The sequence below is a fragment of the Halobacteriovorax sp. ZH5_bin.2 genome, assembly GCF_043196375.1.
Lineage (GTDB): Bacteria > Bdellovibrionota > Bacteriovoracia > Bacteriovoracales > Bacteriovoracaceae > Halobacteriovorax_A.
The window spans coordinates 211,666-233,590 of the sequence record NZ_JBEBMJ010000002.1 but is presented as its reverse complement, the minus strand read 5'-3'; the positions used below and the strand labels follow the sequence as shown (position 1 = coordinate 233,590).

Genomic DNA, 21,925 nt, shown 5'->3' with positions numbered 1-21,925 from the left:
GTGGACTTAAAGACGCTCTTGGGAAAGCTCGCGGTGAGCTAACTGGTCTTGGTAAAGAGAACGGTGGACTTAAAGAAGCTCTAGGTAAGGCCAAAGGTAAACTTGCCGGTATGGGTAAAGAAATCGGTGGACTTAAAGAGGCTCTTGGGAAAGCTCGCGGTGAGCTAGCTGGTCTTGGAAAAGAAAACGGTGGTCTTAAGAAAGCTCTTGGTGAAGCACAAGGTAAGCTGGCCGGTCTTGGAAAAGAAAACGGTGGTCTTAAAGAAGCTCTTGGAAAAGCAAAGGGTGAACTGGCCGGGCTTGGAAAAGAAAATAATGATTTAAAAGGGAAAGTTGCAGGGCTTGGTAAAGAGGTAAGTGACCTACAAAATGCCCTTGCTAATAAGAATGATGAAAATGGTAATCTTGGTCGTAAAATCGCCTCTCTTGGCGAAGACCTAAATGCTTGTGAGACTGGATCAAGTGCCTTGAATCAGAAAGTTACTGAACTTGGTAATGGACTTGATGGTGCTAATAAGAAACTTAATTCATGTCTAGCTGAAGTAAATGATAAGAAAGACTTTATGAAACAAGTTAAGAAGATTGCTAAGAAAGTTGAAGATCAGAAGAAGAACTTACGTGCAAATATTGCGAGAAACCTTGCTGATAAATTTAGAAATAACAATATTGATGCAGCGGTTGATCCAAAAACAGGTAACGTAACACTTCTAATGGATAAGAACTTACTATTTGAAACAGGTTCTTCAAGACTAAGTAAGCATGCTAAGAAGAAACTTAAGTCGCTTATTCCACTGTACTCTGAAGTTTTATTTGCTGATGATACAGTAAGAGAGCAACTTGATAGCTTCAATGTTGAAGGTCACGCCTCTCCACTATTTGGTGGTAAGGCACTTGATCCAATGATGGCAGAAGCTTACTCATATAACTATAACTTAAACTTATCGTCACGTCGTGCCCTAGCTATTTCAAACTATATCTATAGCGATGGTATGAACTACCCATATAAGTTCTATATGAGAAATGTGACGAAGTCGATTGGTTATGGTTTCTCAAGACCGATTCCTCTTGAGACAGTAATTGAGAGACAGCGTGAGTCGATTGCTGCAGAACTAATCGAACCAAAAGGGTTTATTGTTGAAGAAAGAAAGCCAGCTAGTTTTGCAGTACCACTTGCAAACGAAGACATGAAATGTGGTCAGTATAGTTGTTCACAGTCACAACGTGTTGAGCTGAGCTTTACATTAAAAGATGATCCAAAAGCAATGGAGAGGCTACTGCAACTGTCTCCACAAGTGAAATAGAATACCAATAGTCGAGGATTGGTAGACCTAACAAAGAGGTACGTATGATTGAGTTAGTATTAGGATTTTTCGGTACATATCTTATCGAATTTATGATGGGGCTTCTAGTGTGTGCCCTAGTATTCCGCTATCTAGCATATCGTCACAGTAAAGATGATGATGCTTATTACTCTCGTTTTACTCGTGAGCTTGATGCGGCCATTGATGATGACAAGCAAAAGAATATACCAATCGATGATATCGATTCTTATATGTCTAATCTTTTAGGACGTGTAAATGCGGCCCTTCCAGATAATGCTCTTCGTTTCAGTAATAATGCCAATATTCAAAATCGTCATTATGACGGAAAAGAGGTCATGCAACAGCAACAAAGAGAAATTGATAAAGAAATCGATAGCTCAGATGGATCAAGTATTTCACTGAATCAGTATATCGGATCTAAACACGGTCTTATTGCTTCGATTCACGGAGAGAGTTCGGTGTTTAAATCAACTGTTCCGCCAAATTATACTGAGCTTACTGATCGTATTATGAGTGATGATAAGAATTGGACAAAGCTATATGGACATATTCCTATCGATGGTGCTTCCCGTATGATCGATATTCTTCCAAACTTATTTATTGTATTTGGGGTTTTCGGGACGTTCATTGGTATTGCCATGGCCCTTCCTGAAATTGCGGCCATTGACTTTAATAATATTGAAAAATCTTCAGATAACCTTACTCGTTTCGTTATCAACGTTGCCTTCTCGATGAAGACTTCGATTGCGGGGATTTTCTTTTCTCTAATTTTAACTTTCCTAAACACTCTTTTCCCTCTTCCGGAAAAGCGTTACAAGATCTTTAAGAAGGTTGAAACTTCAATGCAGAATCTTTGGTATCACCTACAAAGAGGTAATGCTAAGGAGCAGAGTACAATGCAAGGTGTACTTAAAGTTCTTCAAAGTATCGAAAGATACATGCGTGAAGATGCTCCAATTAAGAAAGTGGACTCTGATAAGAAGAACGTTGCCTAATTAGGTAAGAAGTAAAATTGACTTTTAATTTGGAGAAGAGAAATGAGTGTATTATCAATCGTTAAAGGTTGTCCGCTATTTTTCGACCTTTACGACAACGAAATTATGACTATATGTGAGCACTGTAAAGTTCTCACGCTAAAGCCAGGTGACTATGTTTTTAAACACGGTGACATTGGAGAGGAATTATTCCTCATCCTAAGTGGCTCCGCAAAAGTTTTTAATGTTGATGAGAAAGAAATTGCTCGTTGTAAGAAGGGTGACCTCTTTGGTGAGATGGTTCTTCTTAAAGAAAATAAACGTTATGGTACTGTTCAATCAGACAATTATACAGATGTTCTCGTCATGAACTACTCGGACATATTCGGCCTGTACAAAACCAATCCTCGAATCTTTTCACTCTTGATACTCAATCTATCAAGGTTACTGGCCGGACGTTTACAGGGCGCAGGTAAACGAATTTCAACCCTAATCATGGAAATGGAAGAAATTAAGAAAGCTGCCTAAAGCTAGCGCTGAGATGGGGGGAGGGGCAGTTCACTGAGCTGCCCCCCTTATTTCGGTACGCGCCACCTTTTCGAGATTTTAATCACTTGGTCTCCAGTTTCTTCTATACTTAAGCCTAAAGTTTATACTTCGTTGCCTTTCATTAGTATTCATTATTGAATGATATCTTTTATATTAGTAATCTTAATTGTTGTGAGTTTTTTGAGGAAGATTTCTCCTTTTTGTTAGATAACTTTCTAGAATCTCGAAAAGGTGGCGCGTACTATGTTTCATAATTGAATAAAAAAATAAAATGATGTCGTTTTTATTTATTTGTCATGTCAGATGCGACAGAACGTTTGAATGCCTAGACCTAAATTAATAAGACAAAATGAGTTTCCTTATCACGTAACATCTCGAACTAATAATAAAGTTCCTTTTCCTCTACCAATGTATCATACTTGGGATTTAGCTAAGCAGGCATTAGTTTATGCTCGGAAAAATGTTAATGTTGAAATAAATTGTTTCGTTTTAATGAATAATCATTATCACTTACTTATTACAACTCCTAATGAGAATCTTGATAGATTTATGATGTATTTTAATCTTAAACTTTCAAAACTAATTAGTCGTAATGCAAGGGTAATAAATCATAAATTCAGTAATCGCTATAAGTGGACAATCGTGTCCAATCAGGATTATTTACAAAATGTATATCGTTATATTTATCAAAATCCTCTACGAGTAAATATTGTAGAAAGATGTATTGATTATCCATATAGTTCTTTACACTTCACAAGCATTGAAGCTCGCTTGTTAAACTATAGGCCACATTTTAAGTATGCAGATGAGGTGTCTTATTATGAACAAAGATTTTCAAGTAACTTATCTAATATAATTAGCACTTCTTTAAAAAGGAGTGTTTTTGAAATCCCTCTTAGTGTAAGTACTCATGATCGCAAGATGTTGAAATCCTGAAAAGGTGGCGCGTACCTTAAAGGTCGCGTACCTTCGCAAGCAGTAAGATTAAACCCTGCTGGCAGAATTTATTTTTCAAACGCATTCGGTCTCCACGAAATTCAAATCTTTCAGCTGAAACACCTTCTTTTGTGGCCACACCGATGCAAACAGTACCCACTGGTTTGCCAGGAGTCGCACCACCAGGGCCCGCGATTCCTGTATAAGAAATTGCAATATCAACACCTAAGGCCTTGCGAGAACCAGCGGCCATTTCCGTTGCTGTTTCGATACTTACAGCGCCATGGGATTGAAGAGTTTCCTTTTTAACGTGAATAATATTTTCTTTCACCGAGTTGGCGTAACTTACAACGCCGCCAAGAAAGACAGATGACGATCCTGAAACATTTGTGATCGTTGAGCTCGCAAGCCCACCTGTACAACTTTCAGCAAAGCCAATTGTTAGTCCTTTTGCTTTTGCTTCTTCAACAATCACTTCTTCAATTGAGCGAAGACCGTAAGTCCAAATATTGTTTTTAATTTCTGTTGCTTCAATGATGTTGCGAATCTTTTGACGAGACTCTTCATTTTGAAATTCAGGTTTTAGGTTAATTGTAATATCAACACCTGATACAATTGGAAGAGAGCTTACTTTTCCAAATTGTTCTAGATCTTCCCAAAGGTTTGGGCAAAGCTTAAAGAAGATAGTTTCTTCTGGGATGCTGTGTGTTCGGCAAACGAATAACTCGTGGCCACTTTTTGCACGATCCTTAAGCATTGGAACAATACTGTCTCGAATCATGGCCTCACATTCCCTTGGTACACCTGGAGTACAAAAGATTTCACAGTCCCCAAGTTTTGCATGTATTCCTGGAGCTAGTCCAGATGGGTTATAGATTGGGGATGTATCTTTTGGGAGCATATGATAGTTACTCGATTCACGTGAAAATATTCTACCAAATGCCTCATATTGCTTAATTGCTATATTCTCTGCATCAAGGTTTTCGACAAGTTCAACCCCAAGGGTATTTGCCACAATGGATTTTGTTAAGTCATCTTTTGTTGGCCCAAGCCCACCAGTAATGATAAGAAAGTCATTTTCAGCGGCCTGGGTTTTGATTTCTTGAGTTACTTGATCAAATTTGTCACCTAGTACCGTGCACTTCTTGAAGTCAAATCCAAGTGGAGCGATCTCTTTTGCAAGTATTTGCAAGTTAAGATCATTAATTTTTGCGTTTAGCAGCTCGTCACCAATGATTATTTGGGAAATTTTGGCCATGTTAATCCTTTAATTTAGGAAGCATAGGTTATAATATACGCTGATTATTTTAACACATAACTTTATCATTTATAGAAAGAAAGAGTACGAATGAGTAAAATTACAAATTTTAAATTAGACTACGATCAAGACCTAGAGTTTTACCTAAATAAAAACTTTCCTGGTTTTGCGGATTATCGAATCCATAACAAGGCCCTTGATGCTCGTGGCGCTAATCGCGGTAAGAAGCCGATTTATAATTATAAAGTAGAAATTATTTATCCTGGAGAAGAGTTTGCGGCCTACCGTGAACAATTTAATTTTCTCGATAACTTTTCACAGACGCCTGTCATTATTGGTGCAGGGCCAGCGGGGCTTTTTTGTGCTCTTCGCTTAGCTGAATATGGGATAAAGTCAGTTATTATCGAAAGGGGAGATCGTGCTCATAATCGAATGAAGCATATCGCTCGCTTTTGGCGTTATAATGAATTTGATGATGATAATAACGTATGTTTTGGAGAAGGTGGTGCTGGTCTGTTCTCTGATGGGAAGCTAATTACACGTATTAAGTCTCCTTACGTCCAATATGTAATGAATCGTTTTGTTGACTTTGGTGCACCTCCTGAGACGGCCTATGTTTCTAATCCACACTTGGGGTCAAATAAGATTCGTGGCCTAATTAAGAAAATTACTGATCATCTTAAAGATAAGGGCTGTGAGATTCACTACAATGTAAAAGTTGATGAAGTTCTCTTTGAAGAAGATAAGAAAGTTGCAGGTGTAAAGCTTAGTGACGGTAGAATTCTGGAGACTAATAATGTTGTTCTCGCTACAGGTCACTCAGCAAAAGAGATTTACTATCATTTGAAAGATAAAGAAGTTGCGATGGAGGCAAAGGACTTTGCTGTTGGTGTGCGTATTGAGCACCGTCGTTCGCAAGTTGACTTCCTTCAATATGGCCGCTTTGTTCAAGAGGATCTTGGGGCCGCTCGCTACAAACTTACTTATCATAATAAAGAAGTAGATAAAGGAACATATTCTTTTTGTATGTGTCCTGGTGGCTATGTTCTGTCTTCAGGAACAGATGCTGATGGTATTGTTGTAAACGGAATGAGTAACTTTGCTAGAAACTCGCCGTGGTCAAACTCGGCACTTGTTGTCTCTGTTAACGCTGGTAAGGACTTTGGGCTAGATGATGTTTTAAATGGCCACTACTTTCAACGTGATATTGAAAAGAAGGCCTATGAGGCTTCTGTTGCAAATGCGAGTGGAAAAGAAATTCCTTCTCAAAGAGTCCAAGACTTCCTTGATGGGAGAGTATCAAAAGATCTTCCAAAGACTTCTTGTCCTTCTGGAATCTTCTCTCATAATTTAACAACGATCTTACCTGAATTTATTGCTCAAGGCCTTCGTGAAGGCTTAGAGTCTTTTGATAAGAAAATGAAAGGCTTTGTTAATAACGATGCTCTTCTTCTTGCTCCTGAAACACGCACTTCAGCGCCTGTGACAATAAAAAGAAGTCGTGCAACATTTGAATCAGAATCTCACAAAGGTTTATATCCTTGTGGTGAGGGTGCTGGTTATGCCGGTGGAATTACATCTGCGGCCGTCGATGGTGTTAAAGTTGCCATGGCCATGATTCGTAAAGAAAAAAATATCTAAAGAAAATACTCTGCAACTGCAAATAGGCCATTTTGAATTACTAAGAAGTGAACAGAATGATTAGTTGGGTTGTAGAGAATTTTTCTCTGTGATGAATAGCAATCAACTTGTGCATCCCAACTTAATTCAGTTTCAATATCATCCGTAAAATTATATTGCCAAAGTTTATTACTTGCACAGTAATAGTAGTATTCCTTTGAATTGTGGCGTACGTGAGTGAAGCCGTTAGTCGTTCTTGGTAGCATTGTATAGTCAACAATATTTCCATCGCCACCTTTAACCATGACTCGTGCAGAGCTTGTTTGCTTAAACATCCAACCTAGTGTTGAGTCATAATGTGCATTTACCATTCCACCATAAGTTGGTACACGAGATGTTGCTAGAGGCGTTCCAGCACTATAGAAACTTCCTCGCTCTGTACTAGGCATCCCTGAAAAATGTGACTGACGATAACTATCATTCATGTCATATAGTTTAATAAATGCATCTGATGTTGTTGTGCCATTATATCGTGACTTGTGAAGCATAAGCTGGCCATTTGCCACTCCAAGAATTTGTTCGTTATACCAATCAAATTTAATATCAGTTCCAACTAGGCCATCTGATCCTGCATCAAAATACCAAGTGGCACCACTTCCAATAACACGAGTGTTTGTAAGTGTCGTTCTGCTGTAGCGATTAACACCTGAGCCAACATCATCAAAAATATCTCCCGTTGTTCGATCAACTGAAAAGCTGTAAGAGCGAGCTGAGTAGCCACCAACAACAGTTTCGATGGTTCCGCCAATTGTGAACTCACGATATGTACCGGAAACATAATCCCCAACAACAATAGTGTTGTCTAGGCCGTTATCTTTACCCCAATCAATTTGCCATGAAGCTGATATACGAGCAGAAAGGGCACTTTCTCCATCTCCCGAAGATGAGAATTGACCGGCCAGAGTAACGACATTACCACTGTCATCTAAAGTTCTAATAAGTCCATGGTCATTAAAGTAGATCTTTCCTTGTTGGTTCACAAAATAACCTTGAAGGTCAATTGGACATGATGTGGCGGCAGTACCATCTGCACACGGTGTACTTGATGTCGAGTCTGTTCCTAGTACTCTTGAGTACGTATTTGTTACGTGATCATAGAGCATGAGGTTTCGGCCATGGTTATAATCAAAGTAGATTTTTCCATCAAGGCCAGTTTTATAGATAGAACGATAACCTGTATAGATATCATAAGGGGCAATTGCATTATAAGTTGTTGTTGGTGTTCCTGAGGCATAATCTAGTCTTGCCACTCGATAATGAGTATTTCCTGGTACAGGCTTGTGAACTGTCACATGCATGTGTTCAAGTGCTGAGTTTACAGCATTAAATGCAATGGCCATATTTGTAACACTTCTACCTGACCAGCTATAGGTCTCATCAGAATAGATCCCAACGCCGTCGATTTGTATACGATTAACGATATTTTCACTTGCATCGAAGTGAAACCAATTTCGATCAGTATTACTTGAAGTGCTTCTAAAGTAGAGGTCACCATTTGGTAGCGGGATAAGTGTACCTAGAAATCGATGAAAGCTTGCAATGTCGATTGCACTTGGTGCAAAACTTGTTCCTGGGTTAGAGTTCGAACCTCCACCGATTAGAGTCGTTATTTGCCAAGGTGTCGTATTCATATCAATACGTCTAATACTTCCCTTATCGACAATTAGAAGTCCATTGTTGTAGTCAAGTGTAATGGCACTAGCAAATCCAATAGTCGCATTTTCAATTGGTCCGCCATCTCCACTTGGTGTACCTGTTGTAGGTAATAGCTCTTTAATAATACCTGTGGCAGGATCAACCCATAATAGGCCTGCATCAAGGTCACGGTAGAAAATATCACCACGGTCAGTTACAGCTGTAGAGAACTGGTCTATTTCGTAAGTTGAGTTTCCATCTTTAAAAATAACTGAACGACCACTTCCACCAACACCTTTTTCTGTACTTCCTGCAATAATTCTAAAGTTAGACTCATTAAGAGGCGCCGAAGTCATAAAGGTTTCACTACCATCGCTATCAAGTGCCACAACTCTAATTTTATAAACAGCATCAGTAGGTGATAGGCCCGTAAGCTTGATACAGCCTGTTTCTTGGGCCGAAATCGTACAACCACTTCCTTGCGTGTTAGCAATATTATCAAGTAGTAGCGCGTATTTTTCTTCTGTCCCATCCATATATGAGTAGTAAATACTAATTGGGTTAGTTGCGAGTCCTTCGTTATCAATGGCCTTCCACTTGACGTAGAGATCACTATCTTTTGGTGCTTGAAGCTGTGTTAAAGTTGCAGGTGAGCTTGGTGTATTTGTATTAGTTGCACTAATATTAAAAATTTCAGGCGGCGTTCCTGGCATATAATTAATCGACTCTTTGTCAACACCAACTACTTGAGTATTTGTCGAAATATTTCCAGCAGCATCTGCTGCCCATGCATAAACACTGTAGCTATTAGTTACAAAACCAATTCGTACATAAATATTATCTGCATTCGTAATTGTTAGGTTTTGTGCTCTTTTTACTTCTGGCAGGGTCGTGAAGCATTCATCGCTAATACTTGCCGGCTGAGTTGCATCGTCGTATTTAAGACAGATATATGTGATATCTGATGCGGAATCAGCTGCAGTGAGATCGACTTGTACATTATTATTCCCAGTGGTTGTTGCACCACCATTTAATGAAATCGATGTAATCGTTGGTGCTGTTCCATCTATCACAAAAGATTTTTGTACAGTCGTGCTATGTCCTGCTGCATCTGTAAAGCTTACTTCAAAGACTGCGTTATTGGCCTCACTACCTAAGCTAATATCAGTGGAGTAGCTTTTTGAAATATTTTCACTTGTTACCGCAGCTACGGCCGTTAGGTTTTGCCAAGAACTTCCATCAAAGAATCTTAGAGTGAAGTCATTTGCACCAGCATCAATATGCTTTTCAGTTAATGTCCATGAAAATGTCTTAGTTGAACTTTGTCCATATGATGTAAAAGTGTCGTGGGCAATTTGTGGTGATGTCGAATCAATCCAGAATGTATTCGATTCTACTGTGTTAGTATTTCCAGCTAGGTCACTAAGTGAGATTCTTATTTTAGCGTCTTCTATATCTAGGGCAGGTACTGTCCATGCTTGTGTGAAGGTTGTATTCGATAATGGACCTACACTTGCATTAAGTGTCGAAGTTATATTTACCCAAGCACTACCATTCCAATAGTCGATTGTATGTGTTTGTGCAGCTGAAATATTATCTTCTGTAACATCCCATGAAAGTGTTATTCCATTTGAGCCTGCTTGATTAGCAATTGTCGAAAGCGAAATTGTAGGGGCCACCGTATCATAGTAAACAGAGATGTCTGTTGATGTTGCCGATACGTTGCCATTTGCATCTTTAGACCATGCCTTAAGTGTATGGAGTCCTTGGTTTGTATTGGCCAATGTATATGTAATGGCCGAAGCTGCCGTTGAACAAGATTGCCAAGAGCTATCTGCAGGAGCTGGCCTAGTTCCTTCATTAATTAGGACAAAGCTTATATCACTGCATGAGCTAACTGTAAGATTAGTATTCGTAGAATTCGTATAAAGAGCAGAGCTCAGAGCTATAGTAGGTGATGCTGAAGGAGTCTTGTCAGCTACTGTGATTGTGACAGTCGCTGAACTTATGGCATCTGTTGTTGAGTCATTGGCGATAAATGAGAAAGTATCTGTACCATTATAGTTTACATTAGAAGTATATGTACAAGTTAGATCTGTCCCGTAACTCCCTGTTGTTATACAATTCGTTAGAGTTCCGTTTGTCGGCATCGATGTAATCTTATAAGTTAAGCTATCTCCATCAACATCCGTTGCATCTGATAGTGTAATACTTAGTGGTGTGTTGTCATCAGTTGAAAAACTTTGGTTTGAGGCCATCACAGGTGCATCATTAATAGCAGTTACGTCAATTGTTACTGTTGCTGTGTTAGAATCAAGGCCCGCATCACTTGCTTTATATGTAAAACTAGCTTGACCGTTAAAATTTACGCTTGGAGTATAAGTACATGCTCTTGAACTTCCTTCATCGCAGACAAGTGTACCGCTAGCAGTTGTTGAAACTATTGTATAAGTAAGGGCATCATTTTCAATATCTGTTGCCGCGTTTAAGTCAAAACTAACAGGAGTGTCTTCTGTTGTTAAAACACTTTGTGTGGCGGCCAGTACTGGGGCATCATTTACTGCGGCAATAGTAATTGTAACAGTTGCCTCTGTTGGAGAGTCTGCTAGCGTGTCATTAGCTCGATATGTAAATGTATCTGTTCCATTAAAGTTTAAATTCGGAGTATAGTCACAAGTAATATCTGTTGTGTAGCTTCCACTTGTAATACAGTTTGAAAGGGTACCATTAGTAGGGCCTGTAATTAGTTTGTATTGAAGTGTTTGTGCTGGTACATCAATATCTGTCGCACTATTTAGCGTGAAACTTACAAGAGTATCTTCATTTGTTGTTTCACTCTGATTACTTCCGATTAGTGGCGCATCGTTTTCTGAAGAAACCGTAATTGTAACGGTCGCGATATTTGAATCAAGGCTGCCATCGTTTACTTTATATGTGAAAGTATCAACGCCATTGAAGTTCGCTGAAGGCATGTACTGACAATCTCTTGAAGTGCCTCCTGTACATGTTAAAACTCCATTTGAAGTTGTGGAAACCACGAGATAAGTCAGTGTATCTGCTTCAATATCACTTCCTGTATTTAGAGTGAATGCAAGAAGAGTATCTTCTGCTGTCGTAAGTGTCTGTGTTGAAGAAAGTGTTGGAGCATCATTTACTGCTGTTGTATTTATTGTCACCGTTGCTTGGCCAATTGAATCGTATTGGCCATCATTTACGATATAGGTAAACGTATCTGTTCCGTTATAGTTTGCACTTGGTGTATAAGTACAACTTAAGTCCGAAGTATAAGTACCTGTTGTGAAACAATTTGATAGGGTCCCATTTGAAGGGGGCGTGATTAATTTATAGCTTAACTCAGCACTAGTATTGTCTATATCACTTGAGTCAGTGAGGTTGAAGTTTAAAACTGTGTCCTCTGCCACGCTAAAAGTTTCATTTGCTGCAATTGTTGGCCTATCATTTATATTTGCTACATTAATGTTAACTGTAGCAATATTTGAATCAAGCTCGGAATCATTTGCTTTATATGTAAAGCTATCATTACCTGTGAAATTAAGATTTGGAGTATATGTACAGCTAGTTGTACCAGCACTACAGTTTAGAGACCCATTTGTTGGTTGCGTTTCAATTGAATAAGTTTGTGAGAATGAGTCTGGGTCAACACCTTCTGTTAAACTAAAATCTAAGTTTGAATCTTCTGTTGCACTAATTGTTTGTGGTGTTACCAAGGTAGGAGCGTCATTCACTTGATTAATATCAATTACATAACTCTTTTCATGAAAAGGGAAGTTTGTATCAACGCGGTCATTACCACTTTGTTTTTTACCAACTTTAAGTGTGATTGTTGCCTTTGGTAGAGTATTTGATGGAGGAGTGTAGCTCCAAGCATTTCCTGTTCCTGTCGATACACCATCAACAAACCACTCGTAGGCAATTTGATAATTCGAATCCCAGTGATCTGCAAGCGCTGAGTATGAAGCGGAAACACCCTCATCCATAAAAGTTGGCGTTAAAATTTGCTTGATTTTTGGCTTCGAGCTTTTTAGGACCTCAAGACTTTCACCATCTGTTAGTTCGTTAAATGTATTTTGTATATCGCTATCACTTTCAATTTGTGTATAGGCATCTTCAAGATTAGTCAGATTCTCATCAAGAGATTTTGATAAGGCCTCTTCAGCTTCTTCTAATTTCTTAGTAAAGTTCGCATCTGTCGAATAATCAACACTAGTTGAAGGAAGTTGCGCAAGTATTGTTGAAGCTGCTGTAATATTTTGGTTTTTATAGAAGCTTGTGACAATTTTCTCTAATTCAAAATCACAACCTAAAAGCTTGATCTTGTAGCGCGCTGGTGCTGTTAAGTCTAAATCAAGATCATTAATATTGAATTCAAATTGAGTGGAAGTTTCAATAGTCTCTAAATCTATTGGATTGTCTTCTAATATTGACATCGTCACAGTATCAAAGACTGCAACTTTTGGATCAGGACAAGTCGTTGCTGCATAGGCACTAAATTGACGAGAAAAGAAATTTGTATGTGTAATAACACCATTTAATGGTGGCACTAACCCCTGTAGTCTTGGTGTCGGAGGAATGTATGGATCAGATTTAGAAGAAGATGAGGACTTAGAACTTTGGCCTGACGTTGAAGTCGACTCTTCTTGTGATTGTACTGTTGTTTGGTAATAAAAGCTTGAACTCGATGAAGCCGTTGACTCTTGAGCAATATTTTTATTGCTACTCAAATCTCTCGTTGGTTCAGGAGGAGAGAAATGAGAAGAGCTTGGGTTGTTAGAACCCGAGTATGCTGGAGTCGCGTCTTCTGTTACGTTTATAGCTCTATCACTAGAATTAAGATCTCCTGTCGAGTGAGTAGAGTCACTAGGGTAATTATTGTTAATATAGGCCGGTGTCGTATGATCGTTATCTGCGGACTTGTTAACAGCTGCAGTATTCTTTGGTCTGAAGATTTTCTTTTTTGACTTTACTGACGTGGAGGCCGGTGTACGTTTGGGATTTCTTTGTTTATTTTCTTCAATAGAATTTGTGTGACTTAGATCGTTAGAACTAACTAGACTTTCGTCATTTGAATTTTTATTCGTCAATAGTAAGACCAGCGCTAATATGGCGATGGCCGATATTGCCTTAAGTTTCAAACTTGTTCCTATCCTGTTTACGTACCACTTTTATTCTTCAAGTTCTTATCGGAAATATTACATACTTTTTAAGGTTTTTTTATAATAACAGAGTATTGAAATAGTAAAGAATTCAGTAGTTTAGGTAGGTATTTTGGCCATTTCCTCTAGGAAATAGCCAAGCTTATATGGCAGTTGGTAACTATTTAAGATAATAACTCAAAAAGTTCTTCAATCTTTTCGTTGAGAACACTCTTTTTTTGATTAAGTCCTGCGATTAATTGGTTCTTTTCATCATCCATATTTGAGTAATCAAAACGAGAAAGTAGTTCGTCAATTTTAGCAATTTGATCTTCAATATCCATGATTTCGGCTTCAATTTTATCAGTATCAACCTTTGGTTTTGTCTCGACCTTCACTTCTTCAACAGCTTGTGGCCTAACTTCTTCCTCGCTTTGCTGCTTCTCTAGATTTCTTTCAATTTCACGCGCCTCAAGGTATGGACGGACAAATGTGAAACCACTTGAGAACTTAGTGACAGATTGATTTTCAATTAGCCATACACGATTTGTTATATTTTCTAAGAACGATCTATCGTGAGAAATGATAATAACAGTCCCTTGGAACTCGGAGAGTTTTTGTTCTAAGATTTCAATCGATTCAATATCAAGGTCGTTTGTTGGTTCATCAAAGATCCAAATATCTGCCTCATTCTTCAAGTTTAGCGCTAATTGAAGTCGATTAAGCTCACCACCTGAAAAGCTTGAAAGAGGACGATAGAGTTCACCGCGATCAAAGAGGAAGTTTTGAAAATAACTTGCAACATGGATTGAGCGGCCATTTTTGAAATGTATAAAATCTTCACCTTCACCGAGTAGATCATATGGCGATTTTGTTAAATCAAATTCATCTCTCTTTTGCGAAAATAGACAAACTTTTAAATCATCGGCCCTTTTAATTATTCCACTTGTATTCGTGAGGCGTTCAGCAACTAATTTCATTAGAGTTGACTTACCAACCCCGTTTTCTCCAAGAACACCAATTTTATCACCTTTAAATACTGAAAGATTGAGTCCTTCAAATAATGGGGCTTGATTTTCAAAACCAAAAGAAACGTCTTTGAATTGGACAAGTTGCTTTGTCTTTCGATTGCTATCGTTCATGGCAAGATCAAGCTGACTGCGTGCCTGATCCTTTAATTTTTGGACTGCTTTCGATAAGTCGTTAAAGTTCTCAACACGCTTCTTTGAGCGTGTTCCACGGGCCTTGATCCCTTGGCGCATCCACGCAGTCTCTCTGCGTAGGGAGTTCTTCAACTTTGTTAAAGAGTTAATCCTTAGCTCTTCCTGTGCTGCCGTGAACTCAAGGTACTCAGCGTACGTTCCCTTAAAAGGGGAGACAACTCCGGCATGGATATGAAAAATTTTTGTCGTCACTTTTGAAAGCAAGTATCTATCGTGGGAGATGATTACGTGAGTCTTATTCGACTTCATAATCTCATCTTCAAATTGTTCGATCGTTTCAAAGTCTAAGTGGTTTGTTGGCTCATCCCAAAGAATGAGATTTTCTTTTGCCGTTAATCCAAGACTTAGTTGAATCTTTTTCTGCTCTCCACCTGAAAGGCCTTTTATTTTTGCGTGAAGATTATTAAGGCCAAATGATTTGATATAACTTTCGTAATTATTTTTGAGCTCCCAGTAGTTTTTATGCTCAAGCTCTTCCATGATTTCGTTTTGTCTCTCAAGTCCTTTATCTGTTGATAAGTCTAGAGCAAGTAAGTCATCATTGAGTTTTTTTAGATCACGATATTGAAAATAAAAATATTCAGCAATAGTGATATCGTCATTTGGGATTGTGAAATTTTGGTCGACTTTAAAAACATTAAATTCGAGAGTTGGGCCTTGTGCTTTAGTGGCCTTTTCAAATGTAAATGGGGGTGTTGATGAATCAGGTACTAACTCTTCGTTTATAATTTTTAGTAGCGAAGATTTTCCCATTCCATTTAGCCCAATGAGGCCAATTTTATCACCATGCTCAATATAGAATTGTGCGTTATTGAAAATGACTTTCTGCCCAAAGGCAAGATTGGTGTTTTTTACGTTACAAAGGATCGACATAGGTCAAATCTAACCTATTTTTAGCCATTTGGCCCAAAAAATTGTCATCCATTTTCTAGCCGAAATGAAGCCTCTTAGGTATGATAATGCCTTTAATAACACACACTTTCACTTATTTCGGGGTAAATATTATGAGAAATTTATTTAAAATAGCATTGGCCGCTTTTGGCTTACTAAATGCACAAGCAAATTACGAATTATTAGCAAGTAGTGGTGAGTTAAATATAAATCTTCCAGATCAAACTTTTTGGATTAGTACTTCTCTAAGATTAGAGAACTCTGGCAAGGTTTGTTTTTCTTTAAGTGGTGCAGATAATGGAATTTCTAAATATGGAATTCTTTGTGGAGATCAAAGTGACAATGTAAAGCTTTTTGCTGGAAACGGTGACGAGGCCATTAGTGAGTTCTATCTTTTCAATGATGGAGCGACAGGACAAGATCATGTTGTTTTTGCTCCTAATAATGGTTACGAACACACTGGTATTTACACGATCAACCTTGAAACAGGTAAGCGTTTAGAGCATGAAAACTTTGAAGGGATGTATACTGGTGTTTCAGGTGTGGCCATGAATAGCGAAGACACTTTAATTTACCGTCATTCTTTTGGAACTAGTAAAGCAAAAGTTGTGATCAAGAACCTTGATGGCCAAAAAGATGTTTTCACTAGCTTTACAAAAGAGATGGGTTATATCTTCTCTCCTGTAACGGCAGGGAATTATGTACTAACAAAAGTTAGAATGGGGAAGTCTACTGCTGAATCCCAACCGGATCGTCTCTACCTTTACAATATTAAAAAAGGTAGTCGTCAAATCGTTATGCAAGATAGCGATGGACAACCATCATCAAAAATTAAAGCAATTCAAAATCAATACACTGTAAACAAGAAGGGTGATATTGCAGTTTGGGCGCAAACAAATGAAGGAGTAAAACTCTTTGCTTCGACAAATGGAATTATTAAACCAATTCTTTCATTAGGTGAGACGATTTCTAAATTTGATGGCTTCGCTCCAGCTATGAATGATAAGGGTGACATTATTATCCGCGGATATGATAAAACAGGTGTTGCTGCAATCTTTACATATACAAACGGACAGTGGTCAAAACTAATTGGTGAAGGTGATGCACTTTCTATTAATGGTGTTGATTACGAGGTTGTTGATGCAACGACATCTCCATTTGTTCACGCTCCACGTATCAATGACAATGGTACAGTTGCATTTATTGTTTATGTAATTAATCCAAAAACTCAAAAATTATCAACAATGGTATTAAAGAAAAAGTTATAAGAAAATGGCATTACTGAAAAAGAAAGATCCGATTACTAAATTTTATGACGTCATCATCGTAGGCTCAGGGCTTGCTGGGATGACGGCAGCTAATAAACTGGCCAAAGATGGAAGAAGTGTACTTCTGCTTGAGGCCCATAATAAATTAGGTGGCTTTGCTACTTGGTTTAGACGTCCAACAAATGAAGGTGAAAGACATATTTTTGACATCTCTCTTCACGGCTTTCCTGTTGGGATGATTAAGACTTGTCGTCGATACTGGTCAAAAGATATTGCTGACTGTATTGAGCGTGTGGACAAAATTCGATTTATCAATCCACAATTTGAAATTGATACTGATTTTACGAAAGAAGATTATATCAATATTATGGTCGAGAAATTTAAACTTGATCGTGAATATGTTGTGGGTTTCTTCAACGAACTTCGTGCAATGAACTTTTACGATGATGAGGCCATGACAAATGGCCAATTATTCGAAAAATACTTTCCTGGCAGAAATGATGTCGTTCGCTTCCTACTTGAGCCTATTGCTTACGCTAATGGTTCAACACTTGAAGATGAGGCCATCACATTTGGAATTGTTTTTTCTAATTTCATGAATAAAGGTGCTTATATCTTTAGAGGTGGAACGGATAAGCTTATTGGGATGATGAAAGATGAACTTCTTGCCAACGGAGTTGATATCAAACTTCATGCAAAAGTAGATGAAATCTTAGTTGAAGATAATGTGGCAAAAGGTGTACGAATTGGAGAAGAAAAGGTTTTATCAAAGTCAGTACTTTCTAACTCTGCCCTTTATAATACAATCTTTAAAATGACTCCAGATGCGAATTATTCTGAAAAATTTGCTAAAGAAGCAAAGGCCGTAAGAGTTAACTCATCTTCATGTCAGGTCTTTATGGGGCTCAAAGAAGGAGAGTCGATTCCAAATATTGGTGAGCTGATCTTTTATTCAAGCTCTGATAAATTTGATACAGACCTACTTCTTTCACCTAAGGCGTACTCACAAACTTTTTCTATCTACTATCCAGATATGAGAAAGCATATGAAACAAAAATATGCTGTCGTTTCGAGTATCAATGCTCGCTATGAGGATTGGATGCACTTAAGTGATGAAGAGTATAAAGAGCGCAAAGAATATCTTGCGCAGAATGCTCTTGATACAATGGAAAAGCTCGTTGCTGGCTTTAAGGACAAGGTTGAGCATGTAAATGTATCCTCTCCTCGTACCGTTGAGAAGTATACTCACCATCACTTTGGATCTTCATTTGGAACAAAGTTTGAAGGACTCGCTGTTTCTAAAGAACTTCCAAATGAAATAAAGGGCCTTTTTCATGCAGGCTCTGTTGGAATTATTATGTCTGGCTGGCTTGGGGCCGCAAACTACGGTGTAATCGTAGGGCATGACTTAAATACTTACTTAGATAAATCTAGCGAAAATTAAAAAATAAAAGGAATGAATATGTTTGATTTTAAAGATCAGGTTGCAATTGTTACTGGTGGAACTCGTGGAATTGGCCGTGGAATCACTGAAGCTTTCTTGAAAAGTGGAGCTCGAGTTATCGCTACTTATGCTGGTAACCACGACGCTGCTAATGCATTTAAAGCAGAGTTAGGCGAGTTAGGCGAAAATCTGTTTCTTGAGGCCTTTGATGTTTCAAATGCGACAGAAGTTGAAGCTTTTTGGAATCGTATGAATGAGCAATTCGAGCAAATTCATATTCTTGTAAATAACTCAGGTATAAGACTTGATAACCTTTCTCCAATCATGCCAGATGAAGACTGGGCACGTGTTCTTGATATTAACTTAACTGGTACATTTTTAATGACAAAAAGAGCAGTGAATCACTTTCTTTCAAAGAGATATGGCCGAATCGTTAATATGAGCTCTGTTGGTGGAAGTCTTGGTCTACCAGGTCAAGCTAATTACGCTGCTTCTAAAGCAGGTCAAATTGCCATGAGTAAATCAATTTCTAAGGAAGTTGGTAAGAAAGGGATTACGATTAATAACGTTTGTCCTGGCTTTATTGAAACTGAGCTGATTGCAGATCTTCCTACTGAGCAGGTTAAAGAATACAAGAAGCAAGTTCCTCTAAAAAGATTTGGAAAGGTTTCTGAAGTTGCACATGCTGTACAATTTCTAGCATCTAAAGAAGCTGCATATATTACAGGTGCATCACTTGAAGTAACAGGTGGGCTGTAATGAGTGAACTTAATGTAAAAGATCTAATCCCTCAAAGAGAGCCTTTTCTATTTGTTGATAAAATCATTGAAAGGGAAGGTAATAAGATTGTGACGACTTATCAAGTAACCGGAGAAGAAGACTTCTTTAAGGGGCACTTTCCAGGAAATCCAATTATGCCAGGTGTTCTTTTGCAGGAAGCACTATTTCAATCGGGGGCATGTCTAATGGCCGCAGGAGCTGATGGTGGACTTGGTGTCGTTGCAAAAGTATCAAATGCAAAATTCAAAAATATGGTTCGCCCTGGTGATGAGTTAGTGATGGAAGTTGAACTTACTGAACAAATCTCAAATGCATTTTATTTTAAGGGAAGAACGAAGGTTGCAGGTAAGAGCGTTCTTTCAATCGAATTTACATGTGCAAAAGTATAAAGGTATAAAGTGAGTTTTTTAAATTTTGAAAATAAATTATTTCTAATCACTGGTGTTGCAAATAAGAAAAGTGTTGCCTATTTCAGTGCAAAAACAATCATCGAAAATGGTGGAAAGTGTGTGTTCACTGTTCAAAGTGAGGATCATCAAGCAAAGCTTTCAAAACTTTTTCCAGAATCGAAAAACTACCTTGTTGATGTAACTAAAGAAGATCAAATTAAGGCGCTCGCACTTGATCTTAAAAAAGATGAAGTAAAGCTAGATGGAATGCTACATTCAATTGCATTTGCGAACCTAGCAAACCCTAAGCCTTTTCATGAGACTTCTTGGGAAGACTTTGCTCAAGCGACGCAAATATCTTCATTTTCACTGGTTCAATTATCAAATGAATTGTCAGCTCTTTTTGAGCAAGATGCTTCTGTTGTGACTATTTCAATTTCGGACACAAAGGCCACGTCATATGGTTATATGGGACCTATTAAGTCAATGCTTGAGACGACTTGTTCTTATTTAGCGAAAAGCTTTAGTGAGTTTTCACGTGTACGTTTTAATAGTGTTTGTTCAGGACCTTTAAAGACTTCAGCGTCTGCTGGGATTCCTGGTTATATTGATAATTATATCTTTGCTGAAAAGCTTACGATGAGAAAGGAAGCTCTCAAAACACAAGAAGTGGCCAATACGGTAGCGTTCTTATTATCTAGTGCTTCAAGCGGGATTAATGCTTCTGGTGTTTTAGTCGACTGTGGAATGCGTTCTAACCACTTTGATCAATCGGTCGTTTCCGGTAAATAAGTCCATACAATCCATTTAATTATTTTAAGCTATAATAGGGGAATGAAGTTTCTATTCCCCATTTTTTTTTCAATAAGTCTCTTTGCAAATCCTACATACAACTCATATTGTAAAAAAGTCAGTTTTGACAAAGATGAGTCAATTTATAATGAAATTGCAAAGCTTAAAGTCGATCTGGCCAACTCTAGGCCAATTGCCGCTGTTGCTGATGAGGCGCTGGGAAGTTTAATTGCTAAAAAAAGCCCTGTTGTAACGAGTTGGATTAAGCGTAGAAAGCTTGATATTAACGACCCTGTCAATGTCGCAAAACAATGGCGTCTTTATTATATCGAAAATATCGTTCTTTCTTCTGGCACATTCAAAGATCGCCCGAAAGTTATTCAGGATTTACTTGATAAAGAACTTTCAGCTGTATTCACTAATTTATACACGAAGAAAAAAATTGCCCTCCTTGAAGATAGTTTTAAGCGCGCTAAAAAGAGTGCTCTTTCTGTTTTGAAAATTCAACTTGGTAAATCTAAGGCGCTTAAAGAAATTGAAGAGAAGGTGAAGACAATTAAAATCTTTATACCAAAGAAGGTCTCTGGTACTAAGGTCGCGCAAGCTCCCCGCGATTTCTTAGAGTGGGGTTTTTCCTATGATCCAAAATCTAACGAAATTAATATCGGACTTGAAGGTTTAAATTTTGCTTTTGCTAAGTATCGTGCAAGTTTGGTGAGTCTTATAGCCCATGAAATTGCCCACTCATTTGATAGTTGTCGTTACTCTGGTTTTTATAAGAGTAAGAATCCTTTTGAATCTATTCAAAAATGTTTAAGAAATTCAACAAGTGCTGGTGCCAAGTATAGAGATGATTCACAACTTAACTTCTTAGTTCAAAATAAAGTATTAACTAAAGAAGTTAGTGACAACCTCTTAGCAAATCCAACATGTAATCGTTCTCTCTATCCACTTCCAGGAAAACAACGAGATCAACTAGATGAGGTCTTTGCAGACTGGTTTAGTGCTGAGGTTGTGGCCCATAGTGGTATTGATGTCGATAACTTAAGGAGTGAGCTTTGTTTAGACAAAGAGTTAAGAAAGGGCTCATCTTACATATCTAATAAGAGAAGATTGACTTCACTTTATTTAGCTCAGCCAACGATCGCTAAGAAGTTAAAAATATCTGAAAATGAATATAGGTACTGTTCACACTAAGGTTTTTGAAGATACTTTTCAAAGACCTGTATACGCTGCAGGATTTTATTTGATAAATCTAGAAGTGATTGATCGATATTTTGCTGTAGGTTTCTAAAGTCGGCCTGCATCTTCTTCACATCATCAGCATGTTTTAGTTCCAGTTTATTTAAGCGATCTTCGATAACCTTGAGGCCGTCCATATTAGTTTCTTTATTCTTAAGTTCTTCAAGCTGTGCCTTAAGAGACTTAAGCTCCTTGCCCATTTTGTCATCCATACCTGTTTCGACGCGACTTATTTCTTCTCTGATTTTTTTGACGTAATTTTCAAGTGCATCAATCCTAAATATTTTTGCGTTACCTGGTCCTGAGTCAAACTCTGCAAGCTCGGCGTAGACAGGTGACGTGACAGAAAATATTAACAATAAAAGAATATGAAATCTCATTTTTAAATC

General features: G+C 38.0%; 15 protein-coding genes. 11 read left to right on the top strand and 4 right to left on the bottom strand.

Annotated features, from left to right (window positions below; all coding sequences use genetic code 11):
• The 4 genes from ABMA76_RS06330 to ABMA76_RS06315 form a co-directional block, all read left to right on the top strand.
• The coding region (locus ABMA76_RS06330) for an OmpA family protein (RefSeq protein WP_393061158.1) at positions 1–1,301 on the top strand (1,301 nt) is incomplete at its 5' end.
• A gap of 44 nt (positions 1,302–1,345) precedes the next feature.
• Positions 1,346–2,317, top strand: a complete 972-nt coding sequence (locus ABMA76_RS06325; protein ID WP_392907931.1) for a hypothetical protein — start codon at positions 1,346–1,348, stop codon at positions 2,315–2,317.
• Between the two features lie 42 nt (positions 2,318–2,359).
• Positions 2,360–2,824, top strand: a complete 465-nt coding sequence (locus ABMA76_RS06320) for a cyclic nucleotide-binding domain-containing protein (protein WP_392907934.1) — start codon at positions 2,360–2,362, stop codon at positions 2,822–2,824.
• 342 nt (positions 2,825–3,166) lie between these two features.
• The gene (locus ABMA76_RS06315) at positions 3,167–3,781 is read left to right on the top strand and encodes a transposase (protein WP_392989011.1); all 615 of its coding nucleotides are present in this window, start codon (positions 3,167–3,169) and stop codon (positions 3,779–3,781) included.
• Between the two features lie 16 nt (positions 3,782–3,797).
• Here the strand turns inward: ABMA76_RS06315 and ABMA76_RS06310 are convergent, their stop codons facing one another.
• Positions 3,798–5,039: a CinA family nicotinamide mononucleotide deamidase-related protein gene (locus ABMA76_RS06310; protein WP_392907936.1), complete on the bottom strand. Its 1,242-nt coding sequence runs from the start codon at positions 5,037–5,039 to the stop codon at positions 3,798–3,800.
• A 90-nt stretch (positions 5,040–5,129) separates the two neighbouring features.
• On the opposite strand from ABMA76_RS06310, the gene ABMA76_RS06305 reads away from it, so the two are divergent.
• On the top strand, positions 5,130–6,680 hold the full coding sequence (locus ABMA76_RS06305; RefSeq protein WP_392907938.1) for an NAD(P)/FAD-dependent oxidoreductase: 1,551 nt from the start codon (positions 5,130–5,132) through the stop codon (positions 6,678–6,680).
• On the opposite strand, the gene ABMA76_RS06300 is transcribed toward ABMA76_RS06305, so the two are convergent.
• Both ABMA76_RS06300 and ABMA76_RS06295 read right to left on the bottom strand, forming a co-directional pair.
• A complete protein-coding gene (locus ABMA76_RS06300; protein ID WP_393061156.1) occupies positions 6,677–13,456 on the bottom strand; it encodes a tandem-95 repeat protein in 6,780 nt (2,259 codons plus the stop codon). The genes ABMA76_RS06305 and ABMA76_RS06300 overlap by 4 nt on opposite strands.
• A 236-nt stretch (positions 13,457–13,692) precedes the next feature.
• Positions 13,693–15,603 carry an ABC-F family ATP-binding cassette domain-containing protein gene (locus ABMA76_RS06295; RefSeq protein WP_393061154.1) on the bottom strand — a complete coding sequence of 637 codons (1,911 nt, stop codon included), beginning with the start codon at positions 15,601–15,603 and terminating at the stop codon, positions 13,693–13,695.
• A 131-nt stretch (positions 15,604–15,734) separates the two neighbouring features.
• Between ABMA76_RS06295 and ABMA76_RS06290 the strand changes: the two genes are divergently transcribed.
• The 6 genes from ABMA76_RS06290 to ABMA76_RS06265 are packed head-to-tail and all read left to right on the top strand — an operon-like array spanning position 15,735 to position 21,491.
• On the top strand, positions 15,735–16,889 hold the full coding sequence (locus tag ABMA76_RS06290; protein WP_392907945.1) for a hypothetical protein: 1,155 nt from the start codon (positions 15,735–15,737) through the stop codon (positions 16,887–16,889).
• 4 nt (positions 16,890–16,893) lie between these two features.
• Positions 16,894–18,333 carry a phytoene desaturase family protein gene (locus ABMA76_RS06285; protein ID WP_393061152.1) on the top strand — a complete coding sequence of 480 codons (1,440 nt, stop codon included), beginning with the start codon at positions 16,894–16,896 and terminating at the stop codon, positions 18,331–18,333.
• 18 nt (positions 18,334–18,351) lie between these two features.
• Complete coding sequence (locus ABMA76_RS06280; RefSeq protein ID WP_393061150.1) at positions 18,352–19,092, top strand: SDR family oxidoreductase; 741 nt, start codon at positions 18,352–18,354, stop codon at positions 19,090–19,092.
• The gene (gene fabZ, locus ABMA76_RS06275; RefSeq protein ID WP_392907953.1) at positions 19,092–19,502 is read left to right on the top strand and encodes a 3-hydroxyacyl-ACP dehydratase FabZ; all 411 of its coding nucleotides are present in this window, start codon (positions 19,092–19,094) and stop codon (positions 19,500–19,502) included. The genes ABMA76_RS06280 and fabZ overlap by 1 nt, the downstream gene beginning before the upstream one ends.
• A gap of 9 nt (positions 19,503–19,511) precedes the next feature.
• Positions 19,512–20,294, top strand: coding sequence for an enoyl-ACP reductase (locus tag ABMA76_RS06270; RefSeq protein ID WP_393061148.1), 783 nt, complete (start codon positions 19,512–19,514; stop codon positions 20,292–20,294).
• A gap of 42 nt (positions 20,295–20,336) precedes the next feature.
• The gene (locus tag ABMA76_RS06265) at positions 20,337–21,491 is read left to right on the top strand and encodes a hypothetical protein (protein ID WP_393061146.1); all 1,155 of its coding nucleotides are present in this window, start codon (positions 20,337–20,339) and stop codon (positions 21,489–21,491) included.
• Here ABMA76_RS06265 and ABMA76_RS06260 read toward each other — a convergent pair.
• Positions 21,488–21,916: a hypothetical protein gene (locus ABMA76_RS06260; protein WP_392907960.1), complete on the bottom strand. Its 429-nt coding sequence runs from the start codon at positions 21,914–21,916 to the stop codon at positions 21,488–21,490. The two genes, ABMA76_RS06265 and ABMA76_RS06260, sit on opposite strands and share 4 nt — an antisense overlap.
• Positions 21,917–21,925: the final 9 nt, after the last annotated feature.

What these genes read in the sequence shown, in the direction of transcription:
- ABMA76_RS06305 (WP_392907938.1), top strand. Translation starts at nt 5,130, where the DNA reads ATGAGTAAAATTACAAATTTTAAATTAGACTACGATCAAGACCTAGAG.
- ABMA76_RS06265 (WP_393061146.1), top strand. Translation starts at nt 20,337, where the DNA reads ATGAAGTTTCTATTCCCCATTTTTTTTTCAATAAGTCTCTTTGCAAAT.
- ABMA76_RS06315 (WP_392989011.1), top strand. Translation starts at nt 3,167, where the DNA reads ATGCCTAGACCTAAATTAATAAGACAAAATGAGTTTCCTTATCACGTA.
- ABMA76_RS06285 (WP_393061152.1), top strand. Translation starts at nt 16,894, where the DNA reads ATGGCATTACTGAAAAAGAAAGATCCGATTACTAAATTTTATGACGTC.
- ABMA76_RS06260 (WP_392907960.1), bottom strand. Translation starts at nt 21,916, where the DNA reads ATGAGATTTCATATTCTTTTATTGTTAATATTTTCTGTCACGTCACCT.
- fabZ (WP_392907953.1), top strand. Translation starts at nt 19,092, where the DNA reads ATGAGTGAACTTAATGTAAAAGATCTAATCCCTCAAAGAGAGCCTTTT.
- ABMA76_RS06320 (WP_392907934.1), top strand. Translation starts at nt 2,360, where the DNA reads ATGAGTGTATTATCAATCGTTAAAGGTTGTCCGCTATTTTTCGACCTT.
- ABMA76_RS06310 (WP_392907936.1), bottom strand. Translation starts at nt 5,039, where the DNA reads ATGGCCAAAATTTCCCAAATAATCATTGGTGACGAGCTGCTAAACGCA.
- ABMA76_RS06290 (WP_392907945.1), top strand. Translation starts at nt 15,735, where the DNA reads ATGAGAAATTTATTTAAAATAGCATTGGCCGCTTTTGGCTTACTAAAT.
- ABMA76_RS06325 (WP_392907931.1), top strand. Translation starts at nt 1,346, where the DNA reads ATGATTGAGTTAGTATTAGGATTTTTCGGTACATATCTTATCGAATTT.
- ABMA76_RS06280 (WP_393061150.1), top strand. Translation starts at nt 18,352, where the DNA reads ATGTTTGATTTTAAAGATCAGGTTGCAATTGTTACTGGTGGAACTCGT.
- ABMA76_RS06295 (WP_393061154.1), bottom strand. Translation starts at nt 15,603, where the DNA reads ATGTCGATCCTTTGTAACGTAAAAAACACCAATCTTGCCTTTGGGCAG.